The 14,157-nt window shown below is 36.4% G+C and carries 15 protein-coding genes; 1 reads left to right on the top strand and 14 read right to left on the bottom strand.

Going from position 1 to position 14,157, the window contains the following annotated elements; genetic code table 11:
• Positions 1–8: 8 nt before the first annotated feature.
• The 3 genes from ychF to NYE67_RS20330 form a co-directional block, all read right to left on the bottom strand.
• A complete protein-coding gene (ychF, locus tag NYE67_RS20320) occupies positions 9–1,109 on the bottom strand; it encodes a redox-regulated ATPase YchF (RefSeq protein ID WP_340730867.1) in 1,101 nt (366 codons plus the stop codon).
• A 129-nt stretch (positions 1,110–1,238) separates the two neighbouring features.
• A complete protein-coding gene (locus tag NYE67_RS20325; protein ID WP_191701059.1) occupies positions 1,239–1,439 on the bottom strand; it encodes a DUF951 domain-containing protein in 201 nt (66 codons plus the stop codon).
• A 3-nt stretch (positions 1,440–1,442) separates the two neighbouring features.
• Complete coding sequence (locus NYE67_RS20330) at positions 1,443–2,360, bottom strand: mechanosensitive ion channel family protein (RefSeq protein WP_340726555.1); 918 nt, start codon at positions 2,358–2,360, stop codon at positions 1,443–1,445.
• Between the two features lie 115 nt (positions 2,361–2,475).
• Here NYE67_RS20330 and yyaC point away from each other — a divergent pair, with 115 nt between their 5' ends.
• Positions 2,476–3,102 carry a spore protease YyaC gene (gene yyaC, locus NYE67_RS20335; RefSeq protein WP_340726556.1) on the top strand — a complete coding sequence of 209 codons (627 nt, stop codon included), beginning with the start codon at positions 2,476–2,478 and terminating at the stop codon, positions 3,100–3,102.
• Here the strand turns inward: yyaC and NYE67_RS20340 are convergent.
• From NYE67_RS20340 to rpmH, 11 genes are all read right to left on the bottom strand, one after another.
• Positions 3,019–3,726, bottom strand: a complete 708-nt coding sequence (locus tag NYE67_RS20340) for a DUF554 domain-containing protein (protein WP_340726557.1) — start codon at positions 3,724–3,726, stop codon at positions 3,019–3,021. The genes yyaC and NYE67_RS20340 overlap by 84 nt on opposite strands.
• A 115-nt stretch (positions 3,727–3,841) precedes the next feature.
• A complete protein-coding gene (locus NYE67_RS20345; RefSeq protein ID WP_340726558.1) occupies positions 3,842–4,687 on the bottom strand; it encodes a ParB/RepB/Spo0J family partition protein in 846 nt (281 codons plus the stop codon).
• Entirely contained in the window at positions 4,680–5,441 is a 762-nt protein-coding gene (locus tag NYE67_RS20350; protein WP_191701054.1) for a ParA family protein, read from the bottom strand. Before NYE67_RS20350 ends, NYE67_RS20345 begins: the two co-directional genes overlap by 8 nt.
• Positions 5,442–5,652: 211 nt before the next feature.
• Positions 5,653–6,567 (bottom strand): nucleoid occlusion protein, encoded by a 915-nt coding sequence (noc, locus tag NYE67_RS20355; RefSeq protein WP_340726559.1) that lies wholly within the window; start codon positions 6,565–6,567, stop codon positions 5,653–5,655.
• A 184-nt stretch (positions 6,568–6,751) separates the two neighbouring features.
• Entirely contained in the window at positions 6,752–7,468 is a 717-nt protein-coding gene (gene rsmG, locus NYE67_RS20360) for a 16S rRNA (guanine(527)-N(7))-methyltransferase RsmG (RefSeq protein WP_191704182.1), read from the bottom strand.
• Positions 7,469–7,530: 62 nt separating this feature from the next.
• Positions 7,531–9,426, bottom strand: coding sequence for a tRNA uridine-5-carboxymethylaminomethyl(34) synthesis enzyme MnmG (gene mnmG, locus NYE67_RS20365; protein WP_340726560.1), 1,896 nt, complete (start codon positions 9,424–9,426; stop codon positions 7,531–7,533).
• A gap of 27 nt (positions 9,427–9,453) precedes the next feature.
• Positions 9,454–10,839 carry a tRNA uridine-5-carboxymethylaminomethyl(34) synthesis GTPase MnmE gene (gene mnmE, locus NYE67_RS20370; RefSeq protein ID WP_340726561.1) on the bottom strand — a complete coding sequence of 462 codons (1,386 nt, stop codon included), beginning with the start codon at positions 10,837–10,839 and terminating at the stop codon, positions 9,454–9,456.
• Between the two features lie 180 nt (positions 10,840–11,019).
• Positions 11,020–11,787 carry an RNA-binding cell elongation regulator Jag/EloR gene (gene jag, locus NYE67_RS20375; protein WP_340726562.1) on the bottom strand — a complete coding sequence of 256 codons (768 nt, stop codon included), beginning with the start codon at positions 11,785–11,787 and terminating at the stop codon, positions 11,020–11,022.
• A complete protein-coding gene (gene yidC, locus NYE67_RS20380) occupies positions 11,788–12,570 on the bottom strand; it encodes a membrane protein insertase YidC (protein WP_191704186.1) in 783 nt (260 codons plus the stop codon).
• Positions 12,571–12,726: 156 nt separating this feature from the next.
• Entirely contained in the window at positions 12,727–13,068 is a 342-nt protein-coding gene (gene rnpA, locus NYE67_RS20385; RefSeq protein WP_191701047.1) for a ribonuclease P protein component, read from the bottom strand.
• Between the two features lie 269 nt (positions 13,069–13,337).
• Entirely contained in the window at positions 13,338–13,472 is a 135-nt protein-coding gene (gene rpmH / locus NYE67_RS20390; protein ID WP_008408389.1) for a 50S ribosomal protein L34, read from the bottom strand.
• Between the last annotated feature and the right edge of the window lie 685 nt (positions 13,473–14,157).

Consider the following 14,157-nt stretch of genomic DNA (forward strand, 5'->3'; position numbering starts at 1 on the left):
CTTAAATTTTATACGTTAAATAAGAACTCCAGTACGTCGCCATCTTGTACAACGTATTCTTTACCTTCAGCGCGTACGCGTCCTGCTTCTTTAGCAGCTGGCTTCGAACCGTACTCTACTAAATCCGTATATGCCACAGTTTCAGCACGGATAAAGCCACGCTCAAAGTCAGAGTGAATAATACCCGCGCATTGTGGTGCTTTCATCCCTTTACGGAATGTCCATGCACGAACCTCTTGAACACCAGCAGTGAAATAAGTTGCTAAACCTAATAAGCTATATGAAGCTTTAATTAATTGGTCTAAACCTGATTCAGCAATTCCTAATTCCGCTAAAAATTCTTTTTTCTCTTCATCTTCCAACTCAGAAATTTCTTCTTCAATTTTCGCGCAGATTGTAATTACTTGAGCGCCTTCAGTTGCTGCGTATTCTTGCACCATTTTCACATATTTGTTTTCAGATGGATCAGCTACCTCATCCTCTGAAACATTTGCAACGTAAAGCATTGGTTTAATCGTTAAAAGGTGTAGTCCTTTGATGATCTTTTTCTCATCATCTGAAAGCTCTACCGAGCGAGCTGGTTTTTCAGCTTCTAATACTTCTTTAATTTTTTGAAGAATTGGTTCTTCTACCATTGCTTCTTTATCTTTTTGCTTTGCCATTTTTGCAACGCGTGCAATACGCTTATCCACTGATTCCATATCCGCTAAGATTAGCTCTAAGTTAATAACTTCAATATCATCAATTGGATTTACTGTGCCGGAAACATGGGTAATATTTTCGTCTTCAAAGCAGCGAACAACTTGGCAAATTGCGTCTACTTCACGAATATGAGCTAAAAATTTATTCCCTAGTCCTTCACCAGTAGAAGCGCCTTTTACGATACCCGCGATATCTGTAAATTCAAATGTAGTTGGAACTGTTTTTTTCGGTACAACTAATTCTGTTAATTTGTCTAAACGCTCATCTGGAACAGTTACGCTACCTACGTTTGGTTCGATCGTTGCGAACGGATAGTTAGCCGCAAGAGCACCTGCTTTTGTAATTGCATTGAATAAAGTCGATTTCCCTACGTTCGGCAAACCTACGATACCAGCTGTTAATGCCATTTTGACACAACCTTTCTATATTCACTTCATTTTTATTTGAAATCATAAATTATATGGATTTTTCTGTCCATTAAATTTCTATAACCTTGTCTATTATATTGATTACACACTTAAAAGTCTATTTTGCTTTTATACTTCTTCTGCTTGACGTAAAACTTTCTTCATTTTTTTCTCAAATTCACGCCGTGGAATCATAACACTATGTCCGCAGCCCTCACACTTTATGCGAATATCAGCACCTAGTCGAATTACTTTCCATTCGTTTGTGCCACAAGGATGTTGTTTCTTCATTTCTACAACGTCATTAAGAGCGTATTGTTTTGCTTCCATCTTTTATTCTCCTCCTTGATTTCGCTCATAAAACATCATTTTTGGTACAGCAAGAGGGATACCGTTACGTGTTAAGATATCCATTACATCTTTTCGAATCACTCGAGAAATTGAATACTGTTGTAAAGGCAATGTTTCGAGTGTAATGCCAATTGTAGCTTCTGTGCTTGTCGTATTTGTGATTCCTAAAAAGACAGGAGCAGTAACAAGCTCTTCGTGTTTTTCAGGCAACGTATCCAAATAGTTTTGAATTATCATTTGAACTTTTTCAATATTTGTCTCAAGCGGAATTTGCATACTAATCGTAGCTTTTGAGTTATTGATGGAATAGTTAACAACGTCTATAATGCTTCCATTTGGAATAATGAATTGTTCCCCTGTTATGCCCTTTACTTTCGTTGTACGAAGACCAATTTCCATAACGGTACCTTCTGCCGTATTAATTTTCACAAAATCCCCTACTCCAAATTGATCCTCTAAAATAATGAAAAAACCAGTAATGACATCCTTCACTAAGTTTTGAGCTCCAAAAGCAATTGCCACAGAAGCAATACCTGCCCCTGCTAATAGACCTGCTACCTGAATATTCACAGCAGATAAAATTCCCATAATAGCAGAGAAATACACTAAATAACTCAGTACACTTTGTAAGAGCTTTACAATCGTAAGCTGTCGACGCTCATTATTTCTTACACGCAGCATAAAGACACGATGAATCACCTTTTTACCAACAAAAACAACGATATATGAAATAACAAGGATTGCTAGGATTTTTGCGCTAGCCAATATAATCATATCCCAAAAATCCTGGCTAGTGACGTAATCCCAAAGTTGTGTCGTATAGCGAGCAAGCCCTTTTAAATCCGTAGTGGCTATATCTTCAAAATTAATTTCTTCTTCTAAATTTAAATCTTCTTCCAAATTTACCACCTCTTGTATAACAAACTTTAAAAATGAATATACTGCATAAATATATCGTATTTCACACTATTTCTCGAGTAATATAATCTACTTAAATTTAAAGGAGTGACTACATGTGACACAAGCCTGTCCAGAAAACTATAGCGTCCATTATGAACAGACAAGCGCTGTTTGGGAGCTAAGTGAAATCTTTTTGAAAATGGTTCCATTTGAACATGAAAAACTTATTTTTTGTTGTATCGGTACAGACCGCTCAACTGGGGATGCATTAGGTCCGATTATCGGGAGCCAGCTGCACCAAACCTTTTCTTTCCCATTCCCGGTTGTTGGAACCCTAGAAGCACCCCTTCATGCATTGAATATCGTTGACCGTTACGAGCAGCTCATAAAAGAAAATGAAAATGCATTCATCATCGCCATTGATGCTTGTTTAGGAGAGTCTAATGCAATTGGTTCAATTTTAATCCAGCATGGTCCTCTTTTTCCTGGAAAGGCTGTTAAAAAGGAATTACCTCCCATTGGAAATGTTTCTATTAAAGGAATTGTTAATGTAGGAGGCTTTATGGAAGCAAAAGTACTTCAAAATACAAGGCTTCATGTTACCTATTCTATGAGTGATAAAATTGTACGTGCACTCGTTTTAGCATGGCAGCGTCATTTACTGAAACAGAAAAATAATCGTTACGAGTATTCCGACCATCAAAATCGCTGGCAGCAAATTGGCTATTCGAATTTTCGTTAGACCCGCAATATTTAACCCAATTGCTATAATCATAACACCACCTGTAGCTGTCATTTCTTTAATAAATAGATTAAGCGCTTCTGTTGGAATATATGTACTAATGACACCTGCAAATAATGCAATACTTCCCTGATATATTAATACAGATATTGCTGACAATATTACGCCAATGCCTAACGTTGAGGCTAAAATGATCGACATAAAACCATCAATTATTCCTTTTGTAATTAATACATTATGATCATTACGTAAACCACTATCAAGGGCACCAATAATTCCCATGGAACCTATAACAAAAATGAGCGATGCAGTAATAAACCCCTCTGCAATCGTTCCTTTTTGTGCACGTTTTCCGAAAAGGGATTCAATCCATTGACCAAAGCGGTTGAACTTTTCCTCTAGGTTGAGCCATTCTCCGATAACAGCTCCCACTATTAAACTAATTACTAATAGAATGAAGTTATCACCCTCTAATCCCATTTGAACTCCTAAGAGAGCAACAACTAAACCGATAATTGACATAACAGTTTGTTGCATTGATTCCGGAATATTTCTAAATAATCGTCCCACTAATGTCCCAATTACAATAAATAGTGAGTTTAATAAAGAGCCTAATAATACCATGATCTTTCCTCTTTCTAGTTGCTATCTGCTTATTCTTTTATAGCCTATGTACTACGATAATAATCATTACATTCACAGTAAAAAATGCGCTGAAACGTAATGCTCAGCACATTTTTTACTGTTCTTCTATATTTAATATTTCTAAAATACGGTGTAAATCATCCTCTGAATAAAATTCGATTTCGATTTTCCCTTTATTTTTTGCTTTTCTTATTTGTACTTGCGTTCCGAAATATTCACGCAGTTGGGATTCTGTTGCTTCTGTATGAATATCCTTATTCGTAGCCTTTGTTTCACGTGAAACGGTTTCGTTTATATCCTGGATGTACTTTTCCAATTGACGTACATTTAAATGATCTTTAATTACTTTATTCGCCACTTCTGGAATTCGTCGTTTGTTTTTTAAACCAAGCAATGCTCGCCCATGGCCCATTGTCAGTTTTCCTTCATTGACAAGGTCACGAATTTCATCGGGTAATTGTAATAAACGAATTAAGTTTGCAATATGCGGGCGACTTTTTCCTAATCGCTTCGCTAAATCATCCTGTGTGAAATTCAGTTTACCAATTAAACTATTATATGCTTCTGCTTCTTCAATTGGAGTTAAATCTTCCCGTTGTAAGTTCTCTAAAATTGCGACTTCCATCATTTGCTGCTCTGTAAAATCTTTTACAATGACAGGTACTTCTGCTAATCCGGCAAGCTTAGCAGCGCGGTATCGCCGTTCCCCAGCAACGATTTCATACTTTCTGCCGGATTTTCTAACAACAATTGGCTGAATAATACCATGCTCAATAATGGAACTTGCCAATTCTTCAATAGCGGTTTCATCAAAAATCTTACGTGGCTGAAATGGATTTGCCAAAATTTTTGTGACGGCAATTTGCTGTACCTGATCTTCCTTATGTACGGCCTCTTCTCTAAAAAGCGCGTCAATCCCTTTACCTAACCCTTTAACCATTTTTAATCACTTCCCTTGCTAACTCTAAATATACTTCTGCCCCACGTGATTTTGAATCGTATAAAATTACGGGTTTTCCATGACTGGGTGCTTCACTTAACCGCACATTGCGGGGGATAATAGAACGATAAACCCTATCCTGGAAGTAGCGTTTTACTTCATCTATTACTTGAAGCCCTAAATTGGTACGTGCATCCAACATCGTTAATAGCACACCGTCTATCATTAATTCCTTGTTTAAATGCTTTTGAACAAGACGAACCGTAGAGAGCAATTGACTTAAACCTTCTAATGCATAGTATTCACATTGAACAGGTATAATCAATGCATCAGAAGCGGTTAATGCATTTATAGTTAATAAGCCAAGAGACGGTGGGCAGTCAATAATAATAAAATCAAAATTATTTTTAATTTCCTGTACCGCCTTTTTTAGTCTTACTTCACGTGAAATGGTTGAGACAAGCTCAATTTCCGCACCCGCTAATGAAATTGTAGCGGGAACTATATATAAATTTTCCACATCTGTCTGTTGTATCACTTCTTTTATATCTTCATCATTAATTATTACATCATAAATACAGCTTTCTAAGTCTCCCTTTCGCACACCTAGTCCGCTTGAAGCGTTTCCCTGTGGGTCGATATCGATTAATAACACTTTCTTTCCTAAAAAAGCTAAACATGCACTTAAGTTTACAGAAGATGTCGTCTTTCCAACGCCACCTTTTTGATTGGCAATCGCAATTATACGTCCCAATATCCGCACCTGCTTTCATCACTTCAATTTAGGTATTTTTTCAAAGTTTAAAAAACTTAGAATATTTCTCTATTATGACACATCTACTTTTATATTAACAAAAATAGTGACAAAGCGATGCTATGAAAATAAATTTATTTTTAAAACTTAATACTTTCTATCCACTAAAAAACTGCCTCAAAAGGTAGAATCTTTCGGGCAGCTAAATAATTTATTTTCTCTTCGGAATTTTAACAGTGATTTGATAGTAATCATCTGTATCCTCTTCCTCCGTTTTCACGTCGATTCCACTTTTCGTCACCATTGTTAACGATTGCTTAATTGTATTCAGGGCAATACGCACATCTTTACTAATCGCTTTACGAGTAGGTTTGCGTTTTTTCACTTCTGGTTCTTCTGGATTAAGAAGTTTTTTAATCTGCTCTTCTAGTTGTCTTACATTCCAATCATATTCTTTAGTAGCAGCAATAAGCTGCATTTGTAATTGCTCATCTTTAATAGCAATTAAAGCACGCGCATGACGCTCTGAAATTTCACGATTTAATATAGCATCTTGGACAAACTGAGGTAATTTTAATAAACGTAATTTATTAGCTACCGTTGATTGGCCTTTTCCAAGACGTTGTGCGAGTGCTTCTTGTGTGAGCGAGTGCAAGCCTAATAATTGTTGGTAAGCAAGCGCTTCCTCAATTGCTGATAATTCTTCACGTTGTAAGTTTTCTATAAGTGCAATGGAAGCCGTTTCACGATCATTTAATTGGCGGACAATAGCAGGAACTTCAGTCCATTGTAGTGATTTCATAGCTCGATAACGACGTTCTCCAGCAATGATTTCGTATTTATCTGAATCATCGCTCATAGGACGGATAACAATCGGTTGGATAACACCATGTGTATGAATTGTTCTTGCTAATTCTTCAATCTTCTCATCATCAAAAACTGTACGTGGCTGATAACGGTTCGGAATGATTTTGTCTATTGGAATTTTAACTACTTCTTCTGAAGCCATCGAGATATTCTCTATTACTTCTTCTGAAGCCAACGAGTTCTCTATTACTTCTACTTCACTTTTTACTTCTGGCTCTTTGCTCCCGCCTCCGAAAAAACGTGAAAAAGTACTTTTCATCCGTGTGGCACCACCTTTAGGAAACTATCTATCTCTTATACCATATTATTTATGATTCATACGAAAATGTACAGTGTTCAATGAACAGTAATTTTTTTAAAAACAACATAAATATAAATATGTATGCTTCAAAAGGTGAAAACATTTCATATTTTATATTTTTATTTTATTTTTTATTTAAATTTTAAATAATTGGTGTCTTATTTGGTACACCTGGTTTACGGGGATATTTTTTTGGTGTTGACTTAATTTTATCAAATACATAGAGCGAGCGTTCACTTTCTTCAACAGGTAGGTGGAACGCAAATTCTTCTTTTAGTTTGCCTCCTAAAGTGGAAATAGCCTTCGTCGCATCTTTTAACTCTTCTGCACCTGCAGCGGCTTTTAATGCCACAAAATATCCGCCTTCTTTTGCCATTGGCAGACATAATTCAGATAAAACAGAAAGACGTGCAACCGCGCGAGCAGTAACAACATCGAACTTTTCACGATATGCAGTATTTTGTCCAAACTCTTCTGCACGGGCATGTACAAATGTCATACCTTCAAGATTTAACTCATTTGTTAAATGATTTAAAAATGTAATTCGTTTGTTTAAAGAATCCACAATCGTAATTTTTAAATGTGGGAAACAGATTTTAATTGGAATACTTGGGAATCCAGCTCCTGCCCCTACATCACATACCGATGTGACTTTCGTGAAATCAAAATAAAATGAGGCACTAATAGAATCATAAAAATGCTTTAAATATACGCCTTCTAGATCTGTAATGGCAGTTAAGTTCATTTTTTCATTCCACTCAACTAATAGCTCAAAATATTTATTAAACTGTGCAATTTGCTGCTCTGAAAGCTCAATACCCTTTTCCTTCAATGCTTCAATAAACTGCTTTTCGTTCATAAAATGCACTCCTCCATATTCAAAAGAATGAGCGCCTTTCTGAATAAAGACGCTCACATCATTCAGTTCGTACTTACTTTTGCAATTTTCCCTTGCTCAATATAAACAAGTAAAATCGATACATCTGCAGGATTAACTCCAGAAATACGTGAAGCCTGTGCAATGGAAAGTGGTCGAACACTTTTTAGCTTCATACGAGCTTCTGTCGCCAAGCTTGATATCGCATCATAATCAATATTTTCAGGGATTTTCTTATTTTCAAGCTTCTTCATTTTTTCTACTTGTTGAAGTGCTTTTTGAATATAACCCTCATATTTTAGCTGTATTTCAATTTGTTCTTTTATATCGTCTGATAGTTCAATTTCTGAAGGTGTTAACGAAGCAACTAAATCATACGTCATTTCTGTACGTTTTAAAAGGTCTGCTCCGCGGATACCATCTTTAAGTTCTGCTCCGCCAACAGAGCGGATTACCTCTTGAGTAGTAGCATTTGGTTTGATGATAACTTCACGTAGACGGGCAATTTCCTGTTCGATTTTTGCTTTTTTCAACTGGAATTTTGCATAACGTTCTTCTGAAATCATACCCGCCTTATAGCCTACTTCCGTCAAACGTAAATCCGCGTTGTCATGACGTAAAAGTAGTCGATATTCTGCACGAGATGTTAATAAACGATAAGGCTCATTTGTACCTTTCGTCACTAAGTCATCAATTAAAACACCGATATAAGCATCAGAACGACCTAAAATAATTTCTTCACGCCCTAAAACTTTTGCTGCTGCATTCATACCAGCCATTAAACCTTGACCTGCTGCTTCTTCATAACCTGAAGTACCATTAATTTGACCAGCCGTATAAAGACCCTGAATTTTTTTCGTTTCTAGTGTTGGCCATAATTGTGTTGGAATTACTGAATCATACTCAATCGCATAGCCGGCACGCATCATTTCCGCGTTTTCCAATCCTGGAATAGAGGCAAGTAATTTCTTTTGAACATGTTCAGGTAAGCTTGTCGATAACCCTTGGACATATACTTCACGTGTATTGCGTCCTTCAGGCTCCAAGAAAATCTGGTGACGAGGCTTATCACTAAAGCGCGTTACTTTGTCTTCAATTGATGGACAATAACGTGGACCTGTCCCCTTAATCATCCCTGAAAACATTGGCGATAAATGTAAATTCTCTTCAATTGTACGATGTGTTTCTTCTGTTGTATAAGTTAACCAGCAAGGTAGCTGATCCATAATATATTCTGTCGTTTCAAAGCTAAATGCGCGCGGTACTTCATCACCTGGCTGAATTTCGGTTTTTGAATAATCAATTGTACGGTTGTTTACACGTGGTGGTGTCCCCGTTTTAAAACGGACTAAGTCAAATCCTAATTCTTTTAAGTTATCCGCCAATTTAATCGATGGCTGTTGGTTATTTGGACCTGAAGAATACTTCAGATTCCCTAAAATAATTTCTCCACGTAAAAACGTACCTGATGTAATAATAACAGCTGGTGCGCGGTAAATGGCTCCCACTTGTGTAATTACACCTTTTACTTCTCCATCTTCTACAATTAGTTCATCGACCATTGCTTGATGAATTTGCAAGTTTGGCTCTTCTTCCAATACACGTTTCATCTCATGTTGATACTGGAATTTATCCGCTTGTGCACGCAATGCGCGTACTGCTGGACCTTTCCCCGTATTTAACATACGCATTTGGATATGTGTTTTATCGATAATACGTCCCATTAAACCGCCAAGTGCATCAATCTCACGAACAACGATTCCTTTTGCAGGTCCGCCGACTGAAGGGTTACATGGCATAAACGCAATCATATCTAAATTAATTGTAAGCATGAGTGTTTTAGCACCCATTTTCGCGGCAGCGTATGCTGATTCCACACCAGCATGTCCTGCACCAACAACGATTACGTCAAAATTACCTGCTTCATATTGTAATGACATGTTGTTCTTCCTTTCCTTTACTTAAATTTATTTTCCTAAACAGAACTGTGAGAATAGCTGATTAATTAAGCTTTCCTGAACAGTATCCCCTATAATTTCACCAAGAATTTCCCACGTACGCGTAACATCTATTTGAATCATATCAACTGGTACACCAGATTCTGCTGCAGCCAGCGCATCCTCAATTACTTGTTGAGCTTGATGCAATAAAGCGATATGACGTGCATTTGATACATATGTTAAATCATTTGCTTCTACTTGCCCTTCAAAGAATAACGCTGCAATCGCTTCTTCTAGCTCCATTACACCTTCTTCTTTTAATAGCGAAGTCGTTACGACACGATGTTTACCTGCCAATTCATGGACACGATTTAAATCGATTTTGCGCTCGATATCTGTTTTGTTAACAACGACGATATAATCCATTGCCTGAATAGTTTCAAATAACCGCTCATCTTCAATCGTCAATGCTTCTCCATAATTTAAAACAAGCAATATTAAATCAGCGTCTTTTAACGCTTCACGAGAACGTTCAACACCTATTCGCTCTACGATATCCTCTGTTTCACGAATACCCGCAGTATCAACTAAACGTAAAGGTACACCGCGTACATTTACGTATTCTTCAATAATATCACGAGTAGTACCTGCGATGTCGGTTACAATCGCTTTATTTTCTTGAACTAAACTATTTAAAAGAGAAGACTTTCCTACATTTGGTCTACCTAAAATAACGGTTGATAAGCCTTCACGCAAAATTTTCCCTTGTGATGATGTTTGAAGTAATTTAATAATTTCTTCACGTACCCAACCGCATTTTTCAAGCAGTACCGGAATCGTCATTTCTTCAACATCGTCATACTCTGGATAATCTATATTTACTTCTACTTGTGCCAATGTTTCCAATAATGCTTGGCGTAAAGACGTAATGAGACGCGAAAGCTTCCCGTCCATTTGACCGAGTGCAACATTCATAGCACGATCTGTTTTTGCACGAATTAAATCCATAACAGCTTCTGCCTGTGATAAGTCTATACGACCATTTAAAAATGCCCGCTTAGTAAATTCCCCAGGTTCAGCTAAACGTGCACCATAGCGTAATACAAGCTGTAAAACACGATTAACTGACACAATACCACCATGACAGTTTATTTCGACTACATCCTCACGTGTAAACGTTTTTGGACCGCGCATCAGTGACAGCATCACTTCTTCTACGACCTCATCCGTTTTTGGATCGATTAAGTGTCCATAGTGAATCGTATGTGATGCTACTTCGTTTAAACGCTTATGATTTGGTGATTTAAATATTTTATCTGCAATCGCTACTGCCTCATCTCCGCTTAGACGAACAATGGCAATGGCTCCTTCGCCCATTGGTGTGGATATCGCAGCAATTGTATCGAATTCCATCTTATATCCTCCTAATTTTGTGTTATCCACATGTGGATAAATCACATCCGTGCTACACTTTCTAACAATTTAGACTAACATATTTTAAAAAAAATCTAAAGCAATGTTGTTTTTTACATGTATTATTAACATAAAAAAATGGCCTATCCAAATGAATAGGCCGACACTGTCTGTATGCATTTATTTTACTGGCTCAATGACTAAATAGCGATTTGGCTCTGTACCTTCTGAATATGTTTCAATATCCAGACGGTTAGCCAATGCATTATGAATAATTTTTCTTTCATAAGAAGCCATTGGTTCGAATGAGACCGGTTTTCGTGTACGTACTGCCTTGTCGGCCATCCGCAATGCTAGCTGCTCAAGCGCAACTTGACGTCGTTCACGATAATCTTCTACATCCATTTGTAAAACCATAAATGATTTGGCAGTTTTATTAAGAATGAGCTGTGTTAAATGTTGCAGCGCATTTAAAGTAAGACCACGCTTACCAATTAATAATGCTGCTTTTTCACTCGATAACTTAAAAGAAACATATTTGCCATCTGATTCATGTTCAATTGTTAAATCTGTAATTCCCATTCCTAAAGCAATATTCGTTAAATACGACTTTGCTTCTTCAATAGGGTCCACTTGTTGTTGTTGTTCATGATGAATTGATTGATCTTCATTAACTAAAACCGACTCATTTTCAAAGGTCTCTTCGATAAATGACTGTTCTTCTACTACAGGTGTAGGATGTGAAGTCGTTTCTTTATTCACTTGTTGCTGAACAATTTCTTTTACAGTAACACGAACTTCTGCATTTCGTGCACCAAAACCTAAAAATCCTTTTTTACCTTCTTGTAAAACTTCTACATCAACTTGTTCCCGAGTATGGCCAAGCTTTTGTAACGCTAATGAGATCGCTTCTTCTACTGTTGCGCCTATTTGCGTAGTTTGTTTCACTTATTTCGCTCCTCCTGCATCGGTAGCATCCGGTTTATTTTTATTCCAAGGTTTGTAAATAACAAGGTTTTGTAATACAGATACAAAGTTTCCGACTACCCAATATAATGATAAAGCGGCAGGTAAAATAATACCGAAACCAACAATCATTAATGGCATAATGTACATCATAATTTTCATTTGCGGATTATCTACTGCTGGTCCAGTCATTAATACAACATACTGGATAAGACCTGCGATAACAGCAAATACAATACTTGGCTCTGCTAATGGAACCGCTAAAAATGTTCCTAATTCAAATGCGTCCGGTGTTGCATTCATACGGCTAATTGCATGATAGAAACCAATCAGAATTGGCATTTGAATAAGAATCGGTAAACATCCAGCTAATGGGTTAACACCTGAAGTTTGCATTAACTGCATCATTTCCTGCTGGTACTTTTGTTGAGTTGCTGCGTCTTTAGAGCTGTATTTTGCTTGAAGCTCTTTTAACTTTGGTTGCATTTCCTGCATTTTTTTAGAGCTTTTAACTTGTTTGATTGTTAAAGGTAAAATAATTAAACGAATAATAACTGTTACGATAATAATTGCAAAAGCATAATTCGCAGCATTGCCTTCGAACATATCAGCAAAAAGCTTGATGAATGATACGAGTGGCCAAACGATATATTCATTCCAAAAGCCATCGCTTTCAGATGAAATCGGCTGGTCAAATTCTGTACAGCCTGAAAGTAGTAATACTACAGAGACAAGCGACAGCATTATCCAAAGATTTTTCTTCAACCTTCTTCCTCCTAAAGCAAACCTATTCAATTTTTTATGACAACAGTTTACCATGTGCATACGTTTGTACACTACTAATTGTTCCGATAATTTAAATTTTATCGTATCTTTATTTCAAACTATCGAATAATTTTATAGTAAATTTTTAGTGCGATATTAACCTTTATATACTCTTGCAACCTTTAATACATGCTGCAAGCTTTTTTTGGTTTCATGAAAATCTATTGTGGCCGCCTGCGTTCTGGCGATAATAACATAGTCCATATCTTGTCTTACTTCATCTTTTATTTCCAGAAAAGCCTGGCGAATATAACGCTTCACTTGAACTCGAGTGACAGCATTCCCCACTTTTTTACTTACTGATAAGCCAATACGAAACGCCTCTTGTTCTTCTTTTTTCAAGCAATAAACAATAAATTGGCGATTCGCAAATGACTTACCTTTTTTAAACACCTTTTGAAAATCTTCATTTTTCTTTATTCGTTGGCGTTTATTCATGATCCATTCACCTGCTCCATCTAATCATTGGTACTTTTTTTGCTTCTGTCGAAACAATCAATTACACCTAGGCGTAATTGCGTCCAGATTTCCGGTAAAAAATTACCTTTAAAAATCTGAGCCATCTGCCAGAGGCTTATCTTCATTCAGTGTTTACAACACCTGACGGAACTGACAAAACAAGCATGCATCCCCTACCTATACAGATAAGTATTTTCTACTGAATGAAGATAAAAGAAAAAAAAGACCACTGATGTGGCTCAGTGGACTTATGCTGATAATACTTTTCTTCCTTTTTTACGACGGCGAGCTAATACGTTACGGCCGTTTTTAGTGCTCATACGAGCGCGGAAACCGTGAACTTTAGAGTGCTTACGTTTTTTAGGTTGGTACGTGCGTTTCATTTATATACACCTCCTGAATTCGAGCGTTACTATATCTATCTCTACATACAGACCATGATATTATATAAATAATGAAACCCATTTGTCAATCCTTCTATTTATTTTTCTATTTTAAAAAGAATTTGTTAGTTCATTCCCCTTACCTTTCCTCTATACAGTTATCCACAATCCATAAAATTTTTTCAACTTCAGCCTGTGAGTAGTTTTTTTTCTTAAAAAATTATCCACAACGTTTATCTACAGCTTTTTCACATATAAATTCCCTGTGGACAACTATGACTCGAATAACATATGATTATGTGGATAAGATTGATTAAGTATTGAAATAGCTCACTTTATTTGATACGATAACTGTGTTTTACTTTGTGGAATTCTTTTCTGGGAAATATTTTATCCACAATTGTTGATAATCTGTGGACAATGATTTCCCCGGCAATTGTATAACACATATCCACAGTGTGTGGGTATGTGTATGAAAGTGTTTTTTATTGATAAAGTTCATATTTTATAGCTCTGTTTTTCTATTAAATATCTAACAGGGCGTTTCTTTTTTTTGTGAATACGAACGAAACAGTTTCAACAAAAATCACATAAAAAAAATTATCTCATTCTATGTTGAACGAAATAAATCTTTTCTAATATATGAATTAATATGTGAAATGAATTAACGAAAGGAAGAACAAGC

The sequence above is a fragment of the Solibacillus sp. FSL W8-0474 genome (assembly GCF_038004065.1).
GTDB classification, from domain to species: Bacteria; Bacillota; Bacilli; order Bacillales_A; family Planococcaceae; genus Solibacillus; species Solibacillus faecavium.

Coding starts and splice junctions, on each gene's coding strand:
- ychF (WP_340730867.1), bottom strand. CDS start 1,109: ATGGCATTAACAGCTGGTATCGTAGGTTTGCCGAACGTAGGGAAATCG.
- NYE67_RS20325 (WP_191701059.1), bottom strand. CDS start 1,439: ATGGAAGCAAAACAATACGCTCTTAATGACGTTGTAGAAATGAAGAAA.
- NYE67_RS20340 (WP_340726557.1), bottom strand. CDS start 3,726: ATGGTATTATTAGGCTCTTTATTAAACTCACTATTTATTGTAATTGGG.
- NYE67_RS20345 (WP_340726558.1), bottom strand. CDS start 4,687: ATGGTTAAAGGGTTAGGTAAAGGGATTGACGCGCTTTTTAGAGAAGAG.
- noc (WP_340726559.1), bottom strand. CDS start 6,567: ATGAAAAGTACTTTTTCACGTTTTTTCGGAGGCGGGAGCAAAGAGCCA.
- rsmG (WP_191704182.1), bottom strand. CDS start 7,468: ATGAACGAAAAGCAGTTTATTGAAGCATTGAAGGAAAAGGGTATTGAG.
- mnmG (WP_340726560.1), bottom strand. CDS start 9,426: ATGTCATTACAATATGAAGCAGGTAATTTTGACGTAATCGTTGTTGGT.
- mnmE (WP_340726561.1), bottom strand. CDS start 10,839: ATGGAATTCGATACAATTGCTGCGATATCCACACCAATGGGCGAAGGA.
- rnpA (WP_191701047.1), bottom strand. CDS start 13,068: ATGAATAAACGCCAACGAATAAAGAAAAATGAAGATTTTCAAAAGGTG.
- rpmH (WP_008408389.1), bottom strand. CDS start 13,472: ATGAAACGCACGTACCAACCTAAAAAACGTAAGCACTCTAAAGTTCAC.